The following is a 15,734-nucleotide window of genomic DNA, read 5'->3' on the forward strand; positions in this document are numbered from 1 at the left end:
GGTGCCATTGCGCCGTGCATCAGGATCGTGGATTGCTGTCCGTGGGGAAGATCCCTCGCTTCGCTCTGGATGACAGCCCGCTTTTTCTACTTCCTACTTCCCACTTCCAGCTCCTGGCCTCACGCCGCCTTCTTGGCGCCCATTTCCTCGGCCTTCTTGAACGCCTCGTCGATGCCGCCGACCATGTAGAACGCCTGCTCGGGCAGGTGGTCGCAGTCGCCGTCGCAGATCATCTTGAAGCCGCGGATGGTTTCCTTGAGCGTGACGTACTTGCCCGGCGAGCCGGTGAACACCTCGGCCACGTGGAACGGCTGCGAGAAGAAGCGCTCGATCTTGCGCGCGCGCGAGACCGCCTGCTTGTCCTCGTCGCTGAGCTCGTCCATGCCGAGGATGGCGATGATGTCCTTGAGTTCCTTGTAGCGCTGCAACGTACCCTGCACGCGGCGCGCGGTGTCGTAGTGCTCCTGGCCGATGACGTTGGGATCGAGCTGGCGACTGGTGGAATCCAGCGGATCGACGGCCGGATAAATACCGAGGCTGGCGATATTGCGCGACAGCACCACGGTCGCGTCCAGATGCGCGAAAGTGGTGGCCGGTGACGGATCGGTGAGGTCATCCGCGGGCACGTACACGGCCTGGATCGAGGTGATCGAGCCGGTCTTGGTCGAGGTGATGCGCTCCTGCAACACGCCCATTTCCTCGGCCAGGGTCGGCTGGTAACCCACCGCCGAGGGCATGCGGCCGAGCAGCGCGGACACCTCGGTGCCGGCCAGCGTGTAGCGGTAGATGTTGTCGACGAAGAACAGGATGTCGCGGCCCCTGCCGGTGGCCGGATCCTTGTCGTCGCGAAAATATTCGGCCAGGGTCAGGCCGGTCAGCGCCACGCGCAGGCGGTTGCCTGGCGGCTCGTTCATCTGCCCATAGACCATCGCCACCTTGTCGAGGACGTTGGAGTCCTTCATCTCGTGGTAGAAGTCGTTGCCCTCGCGGGTGCGCTCGCCGACGCCGGCGAACACCGACAGACCGCTGTGCTGCTTGGCGATGTTGTTGATCAGTTCCATCATGTTGACGGTCTTGCCCACGCCAGCGCCGCCGAACAGGCCGACCTTGCCGCCCTTGGCGAACGGGCACACCAGATCGATCACCTTGATGCCGGTTTCCAGCAATTCGTTGGCCGCGGCCTGATCGGCATACGCGGGCGCGGAGCGATGGATTTCCCAGTGGTCATCGGCCTGCACCGGGCCGGCCTCGTCGATCGGGCGGCCGAGCACATCAAGAATGCGCCCCAGCGTGCCCCTGCCCACCGGTACCTTGATGCCGGCGCCGGTGTTGTCGGCGATCAGGCCGCGCTTGAGGCCGTCGGTCGAGCCCAGCGCGATGGTGCGCACCACGCCGTCACCGAGCTGCTGCTGCACCTCAAGCGTGATCGCCGTGCCCGGTAACTTGAGCGCGTCGTACACCCTCGGCACCTGATCGCGCGGGAACTCCACGTCCACCACCGCGCCGATGATCTGGACCACTTTGCCTTGGCTCATTGCATTGACTCCGGGAATTTCTGGATAAGTCGGGTTGTTGCGGGATCGTCGTGGTTGACGGAAAGTGGGAAGTGGGAAGTCAACGGTGCGAAGACTGTCAATTCCGACTCCCTACTCCCTACTTTCTACTTCCTGCCTTCCAGCCCAATCACACCGCCGCGGCGCCGCTGACGATCTCGCTGATTTCCTGCGTGATCGCCGCCTGACGGGCCTTGTTGTAGATCAGGGTGAATGTTTCGATGAGCTTGTTGGCATTGTCCGAGGCGCTCTTCATGGCCACCATGCGCGCCGCATGCTCGCAGGCGAGGTTCTCCAGCACGCCCTGGTATACCAGCGCCTCGACATAGCGCTTGAGCACCGGGTCGAGCACGCTGGGCGCATCCGGCTCGTACAGATAATCCCAGTCGTGGCCGACCTGCAGGCTTGCGGACGCGGGCAATGGCAGCAGCGTATCCACCGTGGGCCTCTGGCTCATGGTATTGATGAAGTCGTTGTAGGCGAGAAACACGCGGTCGAGACGATTGGCGGTATAGGCGTCCAGAAGAACCTTGATCACGCCGACCAGATCCTCGATGCGCGGACGCTCGCCCAGATGCGTGGCCGAGCCGACCAGGTGGATGTCCTTGAGGCGGCGGAAGAATTGCAGCGCCTTCTGCCCCACCGCGACCACATCGACCTCGACGCCTTGCGCGCGCCAGGCGCGAATCTCCGCCACCAGCTTGCGCTGCAGATTCGCGTTGAGGCCTCCACACAAACCACGATCGGTCGAAACCACCAGATAACCGACGCGCTGCACCGCTTCGCGGCGCGCCATGAACGGGTGCCGATATTCGGTATGCGCGCGCGCAACATGGCCGATCACCTGGCGCATCAGATGCGCATAGGGACGCGAGGCACGCATCAAATCCTGCGCCTTGCGGATTTTCGAGGCCGAAACCATCTCCAACGCACGCGTCACCTTGCGCATGTTCTGCGTGCTGCGGATCTTGCTGCGGATTTCGCGTGCATTGGCCATGTGGTGACTCGAAAGGCGTCAGTGGGGAATGGGTAGTCGGCAGTTGGAAAGCGTCAGCGTGCGTTGCGGCGACGATTGCTTACCACTCCCGACTCCCGACTCCCGCTTTACCAGGATCCGGTCTTCTTGAACTCGGCGAGCGCCTGCTTGAAGGTGCCCTCGATGTCCTTGTTCCAGTCGCCGCTGGCGTCGATCGTCTGCATCAGCGCGCCGTGGCTTTGGCGCATGTACTGGTGCAATGCGTATTCGAAGGGCAGGATCTCGGCGATCTTCAGGTCATCCAGATAGCCCTCATTGGCGGCGTACAGCGATACCGCCATGTCGGCCACGGACAGCGGGCTGTACTGCTTCTGCTTCATCAGCTCGGTGACGCGCTGGCCGCGCTCGAGCTGCGCGCGCGTGGCCGCATCCAGATCGGATGCGAACTGCGCGAACGCCGCCAGCTCGCGATACTGCGCCAGCGCCAGACGCACGCCGCCGCCCAGCTTCTGGATGATCCTGGTCTGCGCCGCGCCGCCGACGCGCGACACCGAGACGCCGGCGTTCACCGCGGGACGAATGCCGGCGTTGAACAAGTCGGTTTCGAGGAAGATCTGGCCGTCGGTGATCGAGATCACGTTGGTCGGCACGAACGCCGACACATCGCCCGCCTGCGTTTCGATGATCGGCAGCGCGGTCAACGAACCGGTCTTGCCCTTGACCTCGCCGGCAGTTGCCTTCTCGACGTACTCCTCGTTGACGCGCGCGGCGCGCTCAAGCAGGCGCGAGTGCAGATAAAACACGTCGCCCGGATAGGCTTCACGGCCCGGCGGGCGCTTCAGCAGCAGCGAGATCTGGCGATAGGCCCATGCCTGCTTGGTCAGATCGTCGTAGATGATCAGCGCGTCCTCGCCGCGGTCGCGGAAATACTCGCCCATGGTGCAGCCGGAATAGGGCGCTATGTACTGCATCGCGGCCGATTCGGACGCTGATGCGGCGACGATGATGGTGTGCTCCAGCGCGCCGAATTCCTCGAGCTTGCGCACCACGGCCGCGATCGAGCTTTGCTTCTGGCCGATGGCGACGTAGATGCACTTGATGCCGGAACCCTTCTGGTTGATGATCGCGTCCACGGCCAGCGCGGTCTTTCCGGTCTGGCGGTCGCCGATCAGCAGCTCGCGCTGACCGCGGCCGATCGGAATCATGGCGTCGATCGACTTGTAGCCGGTCTGCACCGGCTGACTGACCGACTTGCGCCAGATCACGCCGGGCGCGACTTTCTCGATCGGGCTGGTGCCCTTGGCGGCGATCGCGCCGCGACCGTCGATGGGCTGTCCCAGCGCGTTCACCACGCGCCCCAGCAACGCCTCGCCAACTGGCACTTCGAGGATGCGTCCGGTGGTCTTGACGCGATCGCCCTCGCGCAGATGCTGGTAATCGCCCAGCACCACGGCGCCCACCGAATCGCGCTCGAGGTTGAGCGCCAGGGCGAAGGTTTCGCCAGGCAGCTCGATCATCTCGCCCTGCATCACGTCATCCAGGCCGTGGATGCGCACGATGCCGTCGGATACGCTGATCAGGGTGCCCTCGTTGCGTGCTTCGGCGCCGAGCTTGAATTGCTCGATGCGGTGCTTGATCAGCTCGCTGATTTCGGAAGGATTGAGCGTGGTGCTGGACATGGACTTCTTCCCGTGGAGCCCCGCGCAAGCGGGGCGGTCGCAGAATGTGAATGCGTTGTGTGGCCTGGGCGCTACAAGTCAATTGCCGTGGGCCAGCGCGCCGGCGAGGCGCTGCAGACGTCCGCGCATGGAGCCGTCGATCACCTCGCCCTCGGCCTCGAGCACCACGCCGGCGACCAGCGCCGGATCCTGGCGCAGGTTCAACTGGATGCGGCGTCCGTAGCGACGTGCCAGTGATTCACTCAGGCACGCCTGCGCGGCCTCGTCCAGCGCCTGCGCGCTGGTCACGCTGACCTCTAGCGTGGCCTCGGCGTCGCGCAGCAAGGCATCGAACTCGTCGCGGATGAACGGCAGCAGGTTCAGCCGTCCGGCCTCGGCCAGCACTTCAAGGAAGCGCGCGAACGCGCCACCGCTGGCCGCATCCGGTGGCAAATGCAGCGCCTGCATCTGTCCCGGCGTCACGCGCGGATCGCCGTGCAGCGCGATCATCTGCGGGTCGAGCGCGACCTGCGCCGCGAACGCAAGACACGCCGACCACGAAGCCAGTTGCTGGTCGGCGCGCGCCGCGCTGAACGCGGCGCGTGCGTAAGGCCGGGCAAGAGTCAGCGCCTGCGCCATGGTCAGATCTCGGCCGCCAGTTCATCCAGCATCTGGCGATGGGTGTTGGCATCCACCTCGCGCTGCAGGATCTTGCTGGCACCGGCCAGCACCAGTTCGCCGACGCGCATGCTGAGTTCCTCGCGCGCACGCACCGTGGCCGCGGCGATCTCGGTTTCGGCGGCGGCCTTGTGGCGCTGCATCTCGGCGATGGCATCCTCGCGCGCCTTGTCCAGCAACAGGTTGGCCTGGTGCTGGGCGCGATCGATGATCTCCGCGGCCTGATGACGCGCGGCCTTGATCTCCTCGGCCACGCGCGCATCGGCATCGCGCAATTCGGCGCGTGCGCGTTCCGCGGCAGCCAGCCCCTCGGCAATGCGCTTCTGGCGTTCTTCGATAGCCGCCATGAAAGGCGGCCATCCGTATTTCATCACCAGCAACACCACGGCGAAAAATGCCAGGCCCTCGATGATGAGCGTGAGGTTGATGTTCATTGCAGGCTTCCCGCTACGGTCGCGGCGACTGCCCGCGACGTCCGCATGTGGCTTGAGGGTTTCAATCGATTACTTCGAGTTCAGGCCCAGCGCCGACAGGAACGGGTTGGCGAAGATCAAGTACAGACCAATCGCCACACCGATCATCGGAATCGCATCGAGCAGGCCGGCGACGATGAACATCTTGACCTGCAGCATCGGCGTCAACTCGGGTTGGCGCGACGCTCCCTCGAGAAATTTACCGCCCAGAATGCCGAAGCCGATGGCGGCCCCGAGCGCGCCCAGGCCAATCAACAGGCCGGCGGCAATCAGCGTCATGCCCATGACATTGGCGATCAGATCAAGGTGCTGCATGGTGTTCTCCGCAGTAAGAATTGGGTTTATGAGGGGAAAATCAGTGCTGTTCCGAGGCCATGCTCAGGTACACCACGGTCAGCATCATGAAAATGAAGGCTTGCAAGGTGATGATCAGGATGTGGAAGGCTGTCCACACGAAGTCGGACAGAAACTGCACGGGACCCATTACATAGGTCAGGCCATGCGCCAAACTCGCGCCCAGGGTCATCGTCGCAATCAGGATGAAGATCAACTCGCCCGCGAACATGTTGCCGAACAGTCGCAGACTCAGGGAAACCGGGCGTACCGCCTCCTCGATCAGGCGCAGCAGGAAATTGACCGGCGCCAGCACAACGGCCGCGAAACCATGCGCGTGAAACGGCGCGGTGAACATCTCCTTGAAGAATAGGCGCGGCCCCTTGTGCTTGAGGCCGAAGTACTGGATCAGCACGAATACCGTCAGCGCCATGCCGACGGTGGTGTTGAGATCGGCGGTCGGCACCACACGCAGGTAAGGCAAGCCGGCCTCGCGCCCAAGCCAAGGCAGCAAGTCGACCGGGATGATGTCCATGAAGTTCATCATGAACACCAGCACAAAAATGGTCAGTGACAGTGGCGCGATCAGCTTGCTGGAACCGTGAAAGGTCTCGCGCACCATCTCATCGATGCCGACGATCAGCATCTCGACGAAGGCCTGGAAGCGCCCGGGAACGCCGGCATGGGCACGGCGCGCGGCGAGGATGAACACGCCGAGAAAAATCGCCACCAGCACCAGCGTGACGCCCACGGTGTCGATGTCGATGACCCAGAATGGACCCGCACCCACGTGCCACTGCAAGTTGTGCAAATGGTGGTGGATGTATTCAGTCATGCCGCCGCCGGCGGCTTGCTCCGCACTACCAGACATCCGCTCACCTGATTGCAACAAGGGCGATCCAAAACACGATTTGTGCCAGCACAAGGCCCGCCAGCAAAGGCAGGAACGGCAATTTGAGCACGGCGATAGCCACGTACAGCAAGGACAACGCCAGTCCCAGCTTCAGCGCCTCGCCGGCGTAGACCCCGCGCAACACCTGCCGAGCGGGTGCCACGCGCACCGCAAACAGGCGCAGTGCGAACAGCGCATTGCCCAACGCCACCGCACCACCCCCGAAACCCACCGCCAGCGCCGCCGGTATCCCCTGCGTCGCAGCCCACACCATGGCCAGCAACACCGTGGCGCCAAGCTGCAGCGCGATGCTGCGTACCGCGAAGCGCCTGCCGCCTGCAATCGAGCTGTGCATCGACACCGCCTCGCGTCCAGCCCGCATCGCGAGCCTGCCGACTACCTGCCTCAAAGCCGTAAAAGGATAACAGCCGCATTGCGCGCACGGCAATGCCTGCCTCACGATTTCCTGCCGTGCCGCGAGCAGGCGCGCACCACTAAAAAAAACGGGCCGGTCAAGCCGGCCCGTCAGGAGCCGCGGAAGCCGAGAGGGAGGGAGCTTCCGCGGTATTTCGACTGCAGTGGCGGATCAGCCCTTGATGGGCTTGACCTGCGCGACTTGCTTTTCGGCCAGGTTCTGCATGGCCTCGGCGTGACGGTTCAGCGTGCTCGCGACGCTGCGGCCGTGGGCCAGCGCGGCTTCGGCTTGGCTGCGCGCGGTGGCGATGCCCTTGCTGATCAGCGCGTTGGCGGACTCGGCGTCGCGCGCGGCCAAGGCTTCGCGGCCAAAGGCCAGCGCGGCTTCGCTCTGCTTGCTCAGCATGTCGAAATGCTGACCCAGCAGGGTGCCGAAGGTATCGAAGTTCAGCGTCTGCGCCTTCAGCGCAGCGGTTTGCAGATCACGGCCGGCGCCGGTCACGGCGTCAGTCCATGCGGTGGTGTTGAAAGCAGTGTTGTTCATGGCAGCCTCCTCAGGCTTGGATTTCAGCGTGAGGAAAGCCTAGCACCACTTTTGGTGCGATGCAACATGGTGTGCTCGCGACGCATTCAGCCTCTGTTTCCACTATTGGAGGGGTTCCGCACGCGACGCACAAGCGCCACGAGACGGAAGATGCTGCTGCACAGCATGTATGCAGTGCGCGCGGTCAGCGTCCAGGCAGCACTCCGTCGCCGCAGTAGCTGGCACCGGCGGTGCAGGTCTCGTGCACCACGATGCGGCTAAGACCGGGCAACTCCGGCTTGAGCCGCTGCCAGATCCAGCGCGCGATCAGCTCGCTGGTGGGGTTGTCCAGGCCCGGCAGATCGTTGAGGTAATTGTGGTCGAGTTGCGCGTACAGCGGCTGGAACGCGCGCTTGATGTCGGCGAAATCGCACACCCACCCCAGATGCGCATCAAGCTCACCGCTGACGTGCACCTCGATGCGAATCGAATGTCCGTGCAGACGTGCGCACTTGTGCCCTGGTGGCACCGCGGTCAGCCGGTGCGCCGCCTCGACGGTGAAGATCTTGAAAATTTCCATACCACGATTGTAGAGGCTCGAACAGGCACGCCGGGCACACGCACAACGCACCCGCCGCAACGACCGTCAGATCACGGCGAACGCTTGGCGCGCGTCAGCAACTGATCGAGCAGGCTCATGGCGAGGTCGATCTCCGCGCTGCTGATGTGCAGCGAGGGCGCGAAGGTGATGACGTTCTTGTAGTAGCCGCCAATGTCGAGCACCAGGCCGATCTTCTTGCCGTTGTGATCGAGATCACCGGCCAGACCGATATCGACCATGCGGTCGACCAGTTTCTTGCTGGGCGTGAAGCCGTCGGCTTCGCAGATCTCGGCGCGCAGCGCCAGGCCCAGTCCGTCGACGTCGCCGATCTCGGGATGGCGCTGCTGCAAATCGCGCAGTCCGGCGAGGAAGTGCGCGCCACTAGCGGACACCATCGCCTCGTAATCGGTCTCGGCCAGCATGCGCATGGTTTCAAGACCCACCGCGGTGCCCAGTGGATTGGCATTGAAGGTCGAATGCGTGGAACCGGGTGGGAACTGCTTGGGATTGATCAGTTCCTCGCGCGCCCACAGCCCGGACAGCGGATTGAGTCCATTGGTCAGCGCCTTGCCGAACACGATCACGTCGGGCTTGACGCCGAAATGCTCGATGCCCCACAGCTTGCCGGTGCGGTAGAAACCCATCTGGATTTCATCCACCACCATCAGCATGCCGTGCTGCTCAAGCACCTTCTTGATGCCGGCGAAGTAGTTCCTGGGCGGCAGCACGTAGCCGCCGGTACCCTGCAGCGGCTCGACATACAGCGCCGCGTACTCGCATTCGCCGGCCTTCGGATCCCACACGCCGTAGTACTCGGTCTCGAACAGACGCGCGAACTCGCGCACCAACTGCTCGCCGTACTCTTCCTTGCTGATGCCCTTGGGTCCGCGGAAATGGTATGGAAACGGCAGGAACATGGCGCGGTCGCCGAAGTGTCCGTAGCGGCGCCGGTAGCGGTAGCTGGAGGTGATCGCTGAGGCGCCCAGGGTGCGGCCGTGGTAGCCGCCCTCGTAGGCCATCATCAGGCTCTTGCCGCCCTTGAAATTGCGCACCAGCTTGAGCGAATCCTCGACCGCCTGCGCACCGCCGACGTTGAAATGCACGCGCCCCGGCAGGCCGAACTTGCGCTCTGCGTCCTGCGCGATGATCCTGGCCAGCTCGATCTTTTCAACGTGCAGGTACTGGCTGGCGACCTGCGGCAAGGTGTCGATCTGGTGCTTGAGCGCGGCGTTGAGGCGCGGGTTGGCATAGCCGAAATTGCACGCCGAATACCACATCTGCAGGTCCAGATATGGCAATCCGGCGCGGTCGTACATGTAGCTGCCTTCGCAGCGCGCGAAGATCTTCGGTGGCTCGGTGTAGTGCACCGTGTCACCGAACGAGCAGTAGCGGGCCTCATCGGCGAGCAGATCAGCCTCGCTGCGCGCGGGCGCGCTGGCGAAAGGAACAACGTGATGAGGATCGGCGTGCGGCATGGATCAGGTGTCCTGATGAAAACGATGAGGTTGCGCATGCAGCTCGCCAGTGAGCAGGCGCGACAGCGCCGCGCGCGCGTCGACGAAACCGTGCATGGGCAGGTGCGCGTAGCCGCGCTCGCGGCAATGCGCGATTAGGCGGTGTTTTGCGAAGACGAAATCGGCCGAGCCGGCGACGCAGAAATCGGAGCTGCCGTCACCGATCAGCAGCACGCTGGGCGCCAGCCGACGCAAGCCCTCGGCGCGCTCGCACTTGCAGGTGCCGCTGGCGGCGCGGCAGCCGGGGTTGGAATGCGGAAACTCCAGGCGCCAGCTGCGCGCGCCGGATTGCTCCAGGTGATTGGCCACGATCGGCAAGTCGCCGAGGCCGTAGCGCGTCAGCAGCGCGCGGATGGCACGATCAAGGCCGTCGCTGACCACGGTCAGCGACACGCCCGCCGCACGCGCATCGGCGACGAACGCGGGGAATGCCGCGTCGATGGTGATCGACGCGATCGCCGCATCGAGCTGCGCCGGACTGGCGTCCAGCAGAGCGATCTGTCCGGCCAGGCACGCGCGCGAGCCGATCTCGCCCAATTGCCAGGCGGTTTCCAGCTCCTCCCAGCCGGGCGCAGCGTAGCGCTCAAGCAGCAGGTCGGTGACATCGCCGACGCTGACGGTACCGTCGAAATCACAAACGATGGTCCACTCATTCATGGACGGAATAATCCTGGAGTCATGGGAAAAAACGGGCGCCGGGCGCTGCGGCACGAGCAATAACAGCAGCGGCTATGACCACAAAGCCGTAATAAAAGTTGCGTGAATGGCTCATTCAGCACCCGTGCGCACGGTTTCGGGCAGGAACTGAACGCGCACGCGCTGGCCCACGCGCAGGCCCGGCGCATCGAGTTGCAGCACGCACTCCAGATCGCGCGCATCGTCGGGCTGATTGTGCTGCGGACCCAGTTGCACCGCGCCGTAGGTCAACCCCAGGCGCAGCACGTGCGCGGCATAACTGCGCCCGCCGCCGGCATCCAGCACGACCTCGGCGCGCATGCCCGGCCGCACCTTGTCGGCGTAGGCCTCATTCAATTCCGCGCGCACGATCAAGGGGCGCTCGGGCAGCAATTCCAGCAGCGGCTCGGCATCGTCCGGACTGACCCGTGCGCCAACCTGCACCATGCGCCGCGCCACGTAGCCAGCCACCGGTGCATGCACGGTGTACAGCGCAAGCTGATAGCGCGCCGCATCCAGGCGCGCCTGCGCGGCCTGCACCGCGGCGGCGGCGGCCTGCACGCGCGCCTTGAGTTCGCCCAGCGCCGCGCGCGCTTCGGCCAACTCCTGACCGGAAGCGGCATCGGCGGCGGCGGCGGCGGCCAAACGCTGCGCACGCAGTTCCGCGGCCGGCTGACCGGCGATCAGTTCGGCCTGCTGCGCGCGCGCCTGCGCCAGATCCGCACCAGCCAGCTGCACGGCAATATGCGCCGCGTCATCGTCCAGTCGCACCAGAGTCTGACCCGCGGCGACCTTGGCGTTGGTGGCCACCGATACGGCCTTGACCAGTCCGGGCACCGCCGCGCGCACCTGCAGCAGGCCACCCTCGACGCCGACCTGCCCGCGCGCAACGGCGACATAATCACCCGGCGCGGGCGCGGCAACCGGATCGCCGCCAGTGGTGGCAGCGCCGCAGGCTGACAGCAGCAACGCGGCACACAGGGTCACGAGCAGGGGCAGGGCTTTGTTCATGCGACAGGTTCCTCGGCGACAGCCGGATGCGGGTGGTACTCGTCGGCCAGCACGCACCCGTCCTCCATGCGCAGCACACGGTCGGCGTGCGCGATCAGGCGCGGATCGTGACTGGCACACAACACCATGGTGCCATGCTGGCGCGCGGCGCGATGCAGGATATCGATCACCGTCTGGCCACTGACCGAATCCAGCGCGCTGGTGGGCTCATCGGCGAACAGCAGTTGCGGTTGCTTGGCCATCGCGCGCGCAATCGCCACGCGTTGCTTCTCGCCACCGGACAGTTCCGCCGGGCGCAGCATGCGCCGATGGCCGAGGCCAACCTCTTCCAGCGCGGCCTCGGCGCGGCGCCGGGTTTCCGCCGCGCCCAGATCAAGATAGCTCAGCGGCAGCTCCACCTGCTCCACCGCATTCAGCGCCGGAAACAGGTTGAAGCCCTGAAACACGAAGCCGATGTGGTGCAGACGAAAGCGCTGCAACTCCTTGCGATTCAAGTACCACACCGGCTCGCCCAGCGCCTCGACGCTGCCGGCATCGGGGCGTTCCAGGCCGCTGAGGATGGCCAGCAGCGTGCTCTTGCCGCAGCCGGATGGGCCGGACAGCAAGGTCAGCTCGCCGCCGGCCAGCTCCACGCTGAGCCCCTCGAGCACGCACGTGGACACCTTGCCCACGATGAAGCTCTTGGCCAGATCGCGTGCGCGGATGGCGGTCACGGCGCTCATCGCAGCAGCTTCGCCGGATCGGCATTGCGCAGCGTGCGCACCGCCAGCAGGCCGGACAGCAGGGTAATGCCCATCACCAGCAGCGCGCAGGCGAGGATGCCCAGCGGCGTGATCGCCACGGGCACGTTCTGACTATGCGCCACTACCAGTGCCAGCGCCGACAACGCGCCGCCGCCAGCCAGTCCGGCCACACCCACCCAGCCGGCCTGCTCCATGACCACGCGGCTCAGCGCGCGGTGGCTGGCACCGAGCGCATTCAGCGTGGCGTATTCACTGATCGAGCCGGCGACCGCGCCCATCAGCGTCTGGCTGGTGATCACCGTGCCGACCAGAAACACCACCAGCGACATGAACACCACGCCGAGGCCGGCGCCGGTCTCGAACAGCCAGTAATGCACGGTGCGCGCGGCCAGCGTGCTGGCCGTCCACACCGAGTAGCGGCGCTCGCTGCCGTGCGGGTCGAGGCGCGCGGCCACGGCGGCGGCCAGCTCGGGATCGCGCAGTCGCGCCAGGTAGTAGGCCGGACGCGGATCGCCACCGACGTTCAAGCGGCGCGCGGTCGCCAGGGAGGCGACAATGTTCACCCCACCCAGGGCGCGCAGGCCATTGGTGGTGCCCACCAGGTGCACGCGATAACCGTTGAGAATGCCGCTCTCGCCCACGCCGATGCCGAGCTTGGGCAGATCGGCGCGGTCGACGATGATCGCGCCGGGTTCGTTGAGCAGCGCGCGCAGTGTCGGCGGAATGACGCGCGCGAACGCCAGCGCATCGGGCGCCGTGTCGACACCGGAGACGAATACCGACACGCTGCCCAGCGCGCGGCGACCGCGCCAGTCACCATTGACCCACTGGAACGGCTCGACCTGCGCCACCTGCGGGTCCGCCAGCAGGTGCATCTCGGCGTCGCGTGGAATGCTGCGCCCCGAATCGATGCTTTGCGTGCCCGGATAGCCTGCCCAGATCTGCCCGCGCGAGGCATTGATGTACACCGCGGCGCCATCGAAGATGCCGAATACCAGCGCCAACTGCACCAGCAGCAGCATGCCCGAGAACGCCACCGCCAGCGACGCCGGCAGATAGCGCCGCCACTCGTAGATCAGCGTCTTGCGCGCCAGCGCGACCATCAGCGCGCGGCCTTGGCGGGTTCAACGGCGCGCGCGCCGCCAGCCAACGGCGAGGCACCGCCCAGCGCCTTGTACAGCGTCACCCAAGCCACGCCCTCGACGGCGCGCGCCGCGCCGGCAGCCATGCGCGCGCGCAGCGCGGCATCCGCGGCATGGCTCGACGCGAAGCCATCGGTCAGGCCCAGCGCGCTGCGCGTGGCCGCCGCACGCGCGGCCTGCTGCGCGGCCTGCGCGCTCAACTGCGCGGCCGCGGCCTGCGCCTGCGCGCTGCGCAGCGCCGCGTAGGCTTGTTCGACCTCGCCCACGGCGGCGAGCACGGTTTGCCGATAATCCAGCACCGCGGCCTTGAGCCGATGCCCGTCGGCACTGACCTGCGCCCGACGCAACCCCCAGTCGAACAGCGGCATGTTGATGATCGGGCCGAGGCTGGGAATGGTGCGCATGCGGCCGAGCTCGCTGCCCGCGATCTGCGCCGAGGCGGTCGCGGTCCAGCCCAGACCGAGTCGCGGATACAGGTTGGCGCGGGCGATGCCCAACTCGCCCGCCGCGTGCAGCACCGCGGCCTCGGCGCGCTGCACGTCCGGGCGCGTGCGCAGCAGATCGGCCGGCGGCAGCTCGGGCGGCAGCGCCGGCGGCAGCGGCACCGCGCCGGACACCGGCAGCGCGACATCGGGTTCGGCGTCGCTGAGCAGCACGGCGAGCTGCTGGCGCGCGATCGCCGCGTCGGCCTCCGCACTCGTCACGGCGGCACCCGCTTCAGCGGCGGCGGCGCGCGCGCCTGAATTCGCCGCCGGTGCATCGAGATGCTGCGCGACGCGCACCGCGGTCAGTTGCGCGCGCCGCTGCGCGATGCGCCGCATGGCCGCGGCCAGCTCCGCGCGCTGCTCGGCAGCACACAAATCGAGATAACTGCGCACGACCTCGGCCACCAGCGCCGCGTGCACGGCATCCAGATCCGCCACAGCCAGGTTTGCATTGCCGTCGACGATGCGCTGCTCGCTCTTGCCGCGCCCGAACAGGCCGAACTGCCAGATCGCATCAAAACCGATCTGAAAGTAGCTGGCCGTGCTGCCCGGCGTGGGCTCTTCATTGGTGTACAGCGAGGCATACGGCAGGTGGCGATCATGCGGCGTGGTCAACAGCGCGCGCGCTGCGGCGAGGCGTTCGCCGACGGCCTTGAGGCTGAGGTTTTGCGCCAGCGCGCGCTGCACCAGCGCATCCAGCGCCGGGTCGTGAAAGCTGCGCCACCAGTGCACCAGATCCGGCGCCGGACCCAGCGCGGTTTCGCGTGGCGCCTGCGCGTAACGCGCCGGCAGCGCCATATCCGGCTGCGGCACGCGCGGGGCGATCGCGCAGCCGCCCAGAACAAGCACCAGCGTGCCAGCCAGTGCGCACGGCAAACAGCGCCGTCGCAACGTGGATTCGCATCCTGCTGGCTGCTGCACGTGGGTCCGAACCTCGAGGCGCACCGCGCGCCGGAATGCACATGATACCCGCGCCAAGCTTGTCCACGGCCTTACGGCGCGACTACCGGATCGGTCGATTCACGCCCAATCACGCGGCTGCAGGTACGCGGCCAGACGCGCCTCGGCACTATCGGGCGCGGGCGTATAACCGTACTCGTAGCGCAGGCGCGGCGGCAGCGACATCAGGATCGACTCGGCGCGCCCGCCCGATTGCAACCCGAACAGCGTGCCGCGGTCGTAGACCAGATTGAATTCCACATAGCGCCCACGGCGATACAACTGGAATTCGCGCTCGCGCTCGCCGTAAGGCGTGTCGCGGCGGCGCTCGACCAGCGGCAGGTACGCCTCCAGGAATCCCTGTCCGACGGCCTCGGTGAAACGCTGACAGGACGCGAAACCCCAGGCGTTGAGATCGTCGTAGAACAAGCCGCCGATGCCGCGCATCTCACCGCGATGCCTGAGAAAAAAATACTCGTCGCACCAGCGCTTGTAGCGCGTGTACACCTCGCTGCCATAAGGCGCGCACAGCGCGCGCGCCACGCCGTGCCAGTGCGCGCAATCCTCGTCGAATGGATAAAACGGGGTGAGGTCGAAGCCGCCACCGAACCACCACACCGGCGCGGCGGCGGTCGGGTGTGCCTCGAAGTAGCGCACGTTGGCGTGCGTGGTGGGCAGGTACGGATTCCACGGATGCAACACCAGCGACACGCCGACCGCGGTCCACGCCGCGCCGGCCAGCTCGGGCCGGTGCGCGGTGGCCGAGGCCGGCAACTGCCCGCCCTGCACGCGCGAGTAGCCGATGCCGGCCTGCTCGAACACGCGCCCCTGCTTGAGCACGCGCGTGCGCCCGCCGCCGCCCTCGGCGCGCTGCCAGGCGTCCTCGACGAAGCGCGCGCCGCCGTCCACAGCTTCGATCGCGACGCAGACGCGATCCTGCAGGCCACGCAGCAGCACATTGACGCGCTCGGACGGTTCACTGAACATGCCGCGCCTCCGTTCAAAACAATGAGCTTACCTGCTGTACCCGTTGCTGCCGCGGGCATTGGCCAAAGAACGGCTGGGCAAATGATTCGAAGCGCCCTGCATGAAAGGAACGTCATCCCCGCCAATCGCGCCAGCGG

General features: G+C 66.1%; 17 protein-coding genes. All 17 read right to left on the reverse strand.

From position 1 onward, the window contains the following. Nucleotides 1–119 precede the first annotated feature (119 nt). A complete protein-coding gene (gene atpD / locus ACYDAT_RS06680; RefSeq protein WP_461439380.1) occupies nucleotides 120–1,535 on the reverse strand; it encodes a F0F1 ATP synthase subunit beta in 1,416 nt (471 codons plus the stop codon). Nucleotides 1,536–1,683: 148 nt separating this feature from the next. Continuing rightward, nucleotides 1,684–2,550 carry a F0F1 ATP synthase subunit gamma gene (gene atpG / locus ACYDAT_RS06685; protein ID WP_461439381.1) on the reverse strand — a complete coding sequence of 289 codons (867 nt, stop codon included), beginning with the start codon at nucleotides 2,548–2,550 and terminating at the stop codon, nucleotides 1,684–1,686. Nucleotides 2,551–2,657: 107 nt separating this feature from the next. Next, the gene (gene atpA, locus ACYDAT_RS06690) at nucleotides 2,658–4,208 is read right to left on the reverse strand and encodes a F0F1 ATP synthase subunit alpha (RefSeq protein WP_461439382.1); all 1,551 of its coding nucleotides are present in this window, start codon (nucleotides 4,206–4,208) and stop codon (nucleotides 2,658–2,660) included. A gap of 78 nt (nucleotides 4,209–4,286) precedes the next feature. Next, the gene (locus ACYDAT_RS06695) at nucleotides 4,287–4,826 is read right to left on the reverse strand and encodes a F0F1 ATP synthase subunit delta (protein WP_461441535.1); all 540 of its coding nucleotides are present in this window, start codon (nucleotides 4,824–4,826) and stop codon (nucleotides 4,287–4,289) included. 2 nt (nucleotides 4,827–4,828) lie between these two features. Then, nucleotides 4,829–5,299: a F0F1 ATP synthase subunit B gene (locus ACYDAT_RS06700; RefSeq protein ID WP_461439384.1), complete on the reverse strand. Its 471-nt coding sequence runs from the start codon at nucleotides 5,297–5,299 to the stop codon at nucleotides 4,829–4,831. A 69-nt stretch (nucleotides 5,300–5,368) separates the two neighbouring features. Next, nucleotides 5,369–5,653, reverse strand: a complete 285-nt coding sequence (gene atpE / locus ACYDAT_RS06705) for a F0F1 ATP synthase subunit C (protein WP_461439385.1) — start codon at nucleotides 5,651–5,653, stop codon at nucleotides 5,369–5,371. A 40-nt stretch (nucleotides 5,654–5,693) separates the two neighbouring features. Next, nucleotides 5,694–6,506, reverse strand: a complete 813-nt coding sequence (gene atpB / locus ACYDAT_RS06710; protein ID WP_461449139.1) for a F0F1 ATP synthase subunit A — start codon at nucleotides 6,504–6,506, stop codon at nucleotides 5,694–5,696. A 40-nt stretch (nucleotides 6,507–6,546) separates the two neighbouring features. Beyond that, nucleotides 6,547–6,918, reverse strand: coding sequence for an ATP synthase subunit I (locus ACYDAT_RS06715; protein ID WP_461439387.1), 372 nt, complete (start codon nucleotides 6,916–6,918; stop codon nucleotides 6,547–6,549). 231 nt (nucleotides 6,919–7,149) lie between these two features. After that, complete coding sequence (locus ACYDAT_RS06720; RefSeq protein WP_461439388.1) at nucleotides 7,150–7,521, reverse strand: phasin family protein; 372 nt, start codon at nucleotides 7,519–7,521, stop codon at nucleotides 7,150–7,152. Nucleotides 7,522–7,705: 184 nt separating this feature from the next. Continuing rightward, on the reverse strand, nucleotides 7,706–8,080 hold the full coding sequence (queD, locus tag ACYDAT_RS06725; protein WP_461439389.1) for a 6-carboxytetrahydropterin synthase QueD: 375 nt from the start codon (nucleotides 8,078–8,080) through the stop codon (nucleotides 7,706–7,708). 71 nt (nucleotides 8,081–8,151) lie between these two features. Further along, complete coding sequence (locus tag ACYDAT_RS06730; RefSeq protein ID WP_461439390.1) at nucleotides 8,152–9,576, reverse strand: aspartate aminotransferase family protein; 1,425 nt, start codon at nucleotides 9,574–9,576, stop codon at nucleotides 8,152–8,154. A gap of 3 nt (nucleotides 9,577–9,579) precedes the next feature. After that, on the reverse strand, nucleotides 9,580–10,272 hold the full coding sequence (locus ACYDAT_RS06735) for an MtnX-like HAD-IB family phosphatase (protein WP_461449141.1): 693 nt from the start codon (nucleotides 10,270–10,272) through the stop codon (nucleotides 9,580–9,582). A gap of 111 nt (nucleotides 10,273–10,383) precedes the next feature. After that, a complete protein-coding gene (locus tag ACYDAT_RS06740) occupies nucleotides 10,384–11,301 on the reverse strand; it encodes an efflux RND transporter periplasmic adaptor subunit (protein ID WP_461449143.1) in 918 nt (305 codons plus the stop codon). After that, nucleotides 11,298–12,023, reverse strand: a complete 726-nt coding sequence (locus tag ACYDAT_RS06745; RefSeq protein ID WP_461439393.1) for an ABC transporter ATP-binding protein — start codon at nucleotides 12,021–12,023, stop codon at nucleotides 11,298–11,300. The genes ACYDAT_RS06740 and ACYDAT_RS06745 overlap by 4 nt, the downstream gene beginning before the upstream one ends. Continuing rightward, nucleotides 12,020–13,147 (reverse strand): ABC transporter permease, encoded by a 1,128-nt coding sequence (locus tag ACYDAT_RS06750; RefSeq protein ID WP_461439394.1) that lies wholly within the window; start codon nucleotides 13,145–13,147, stop codon nucleotides 12,020–12,022. Before ACYDAT_RS06750 ends, ACYDAT_RS06745 begins: the two co-directional genes overlap by 4 nt. After that, complete coding sequence (locus ACYDAT_RS06755) at nucleotides 13,147–14,520, reverse strand: efflux transporter outer membrane subunit (protein ID WP_461449145.1); 1,374 nt, start codon at nucleotides 14,518–14,520, stop codon at nucleotides 13,147–13,149. Before ACYDAT_RS06755 ends, ACYDAT_RS06750 begins: the two co-directional genes overlap by 1 nt. Nucleotides 14,521–14,691: 171 nt before the next feature. Continuing rightward, a complete protein-coding gene (gene hemF / locus ACYDAT_RS06760) occupies nucleotides 14,692–15,597 on the reverse strand; it encodes an oxygen-dependent coproporphyrinogen oxidase (protein ID WP_461449147.1) in 906 nt (301 codons plus the stop codon). Between the last annotated feature and the right edge of the window lie 137 nt (nucleotides 15,598–15,734).

This window comes from Metallibacterium sp. (assembly GCF_054637675.1).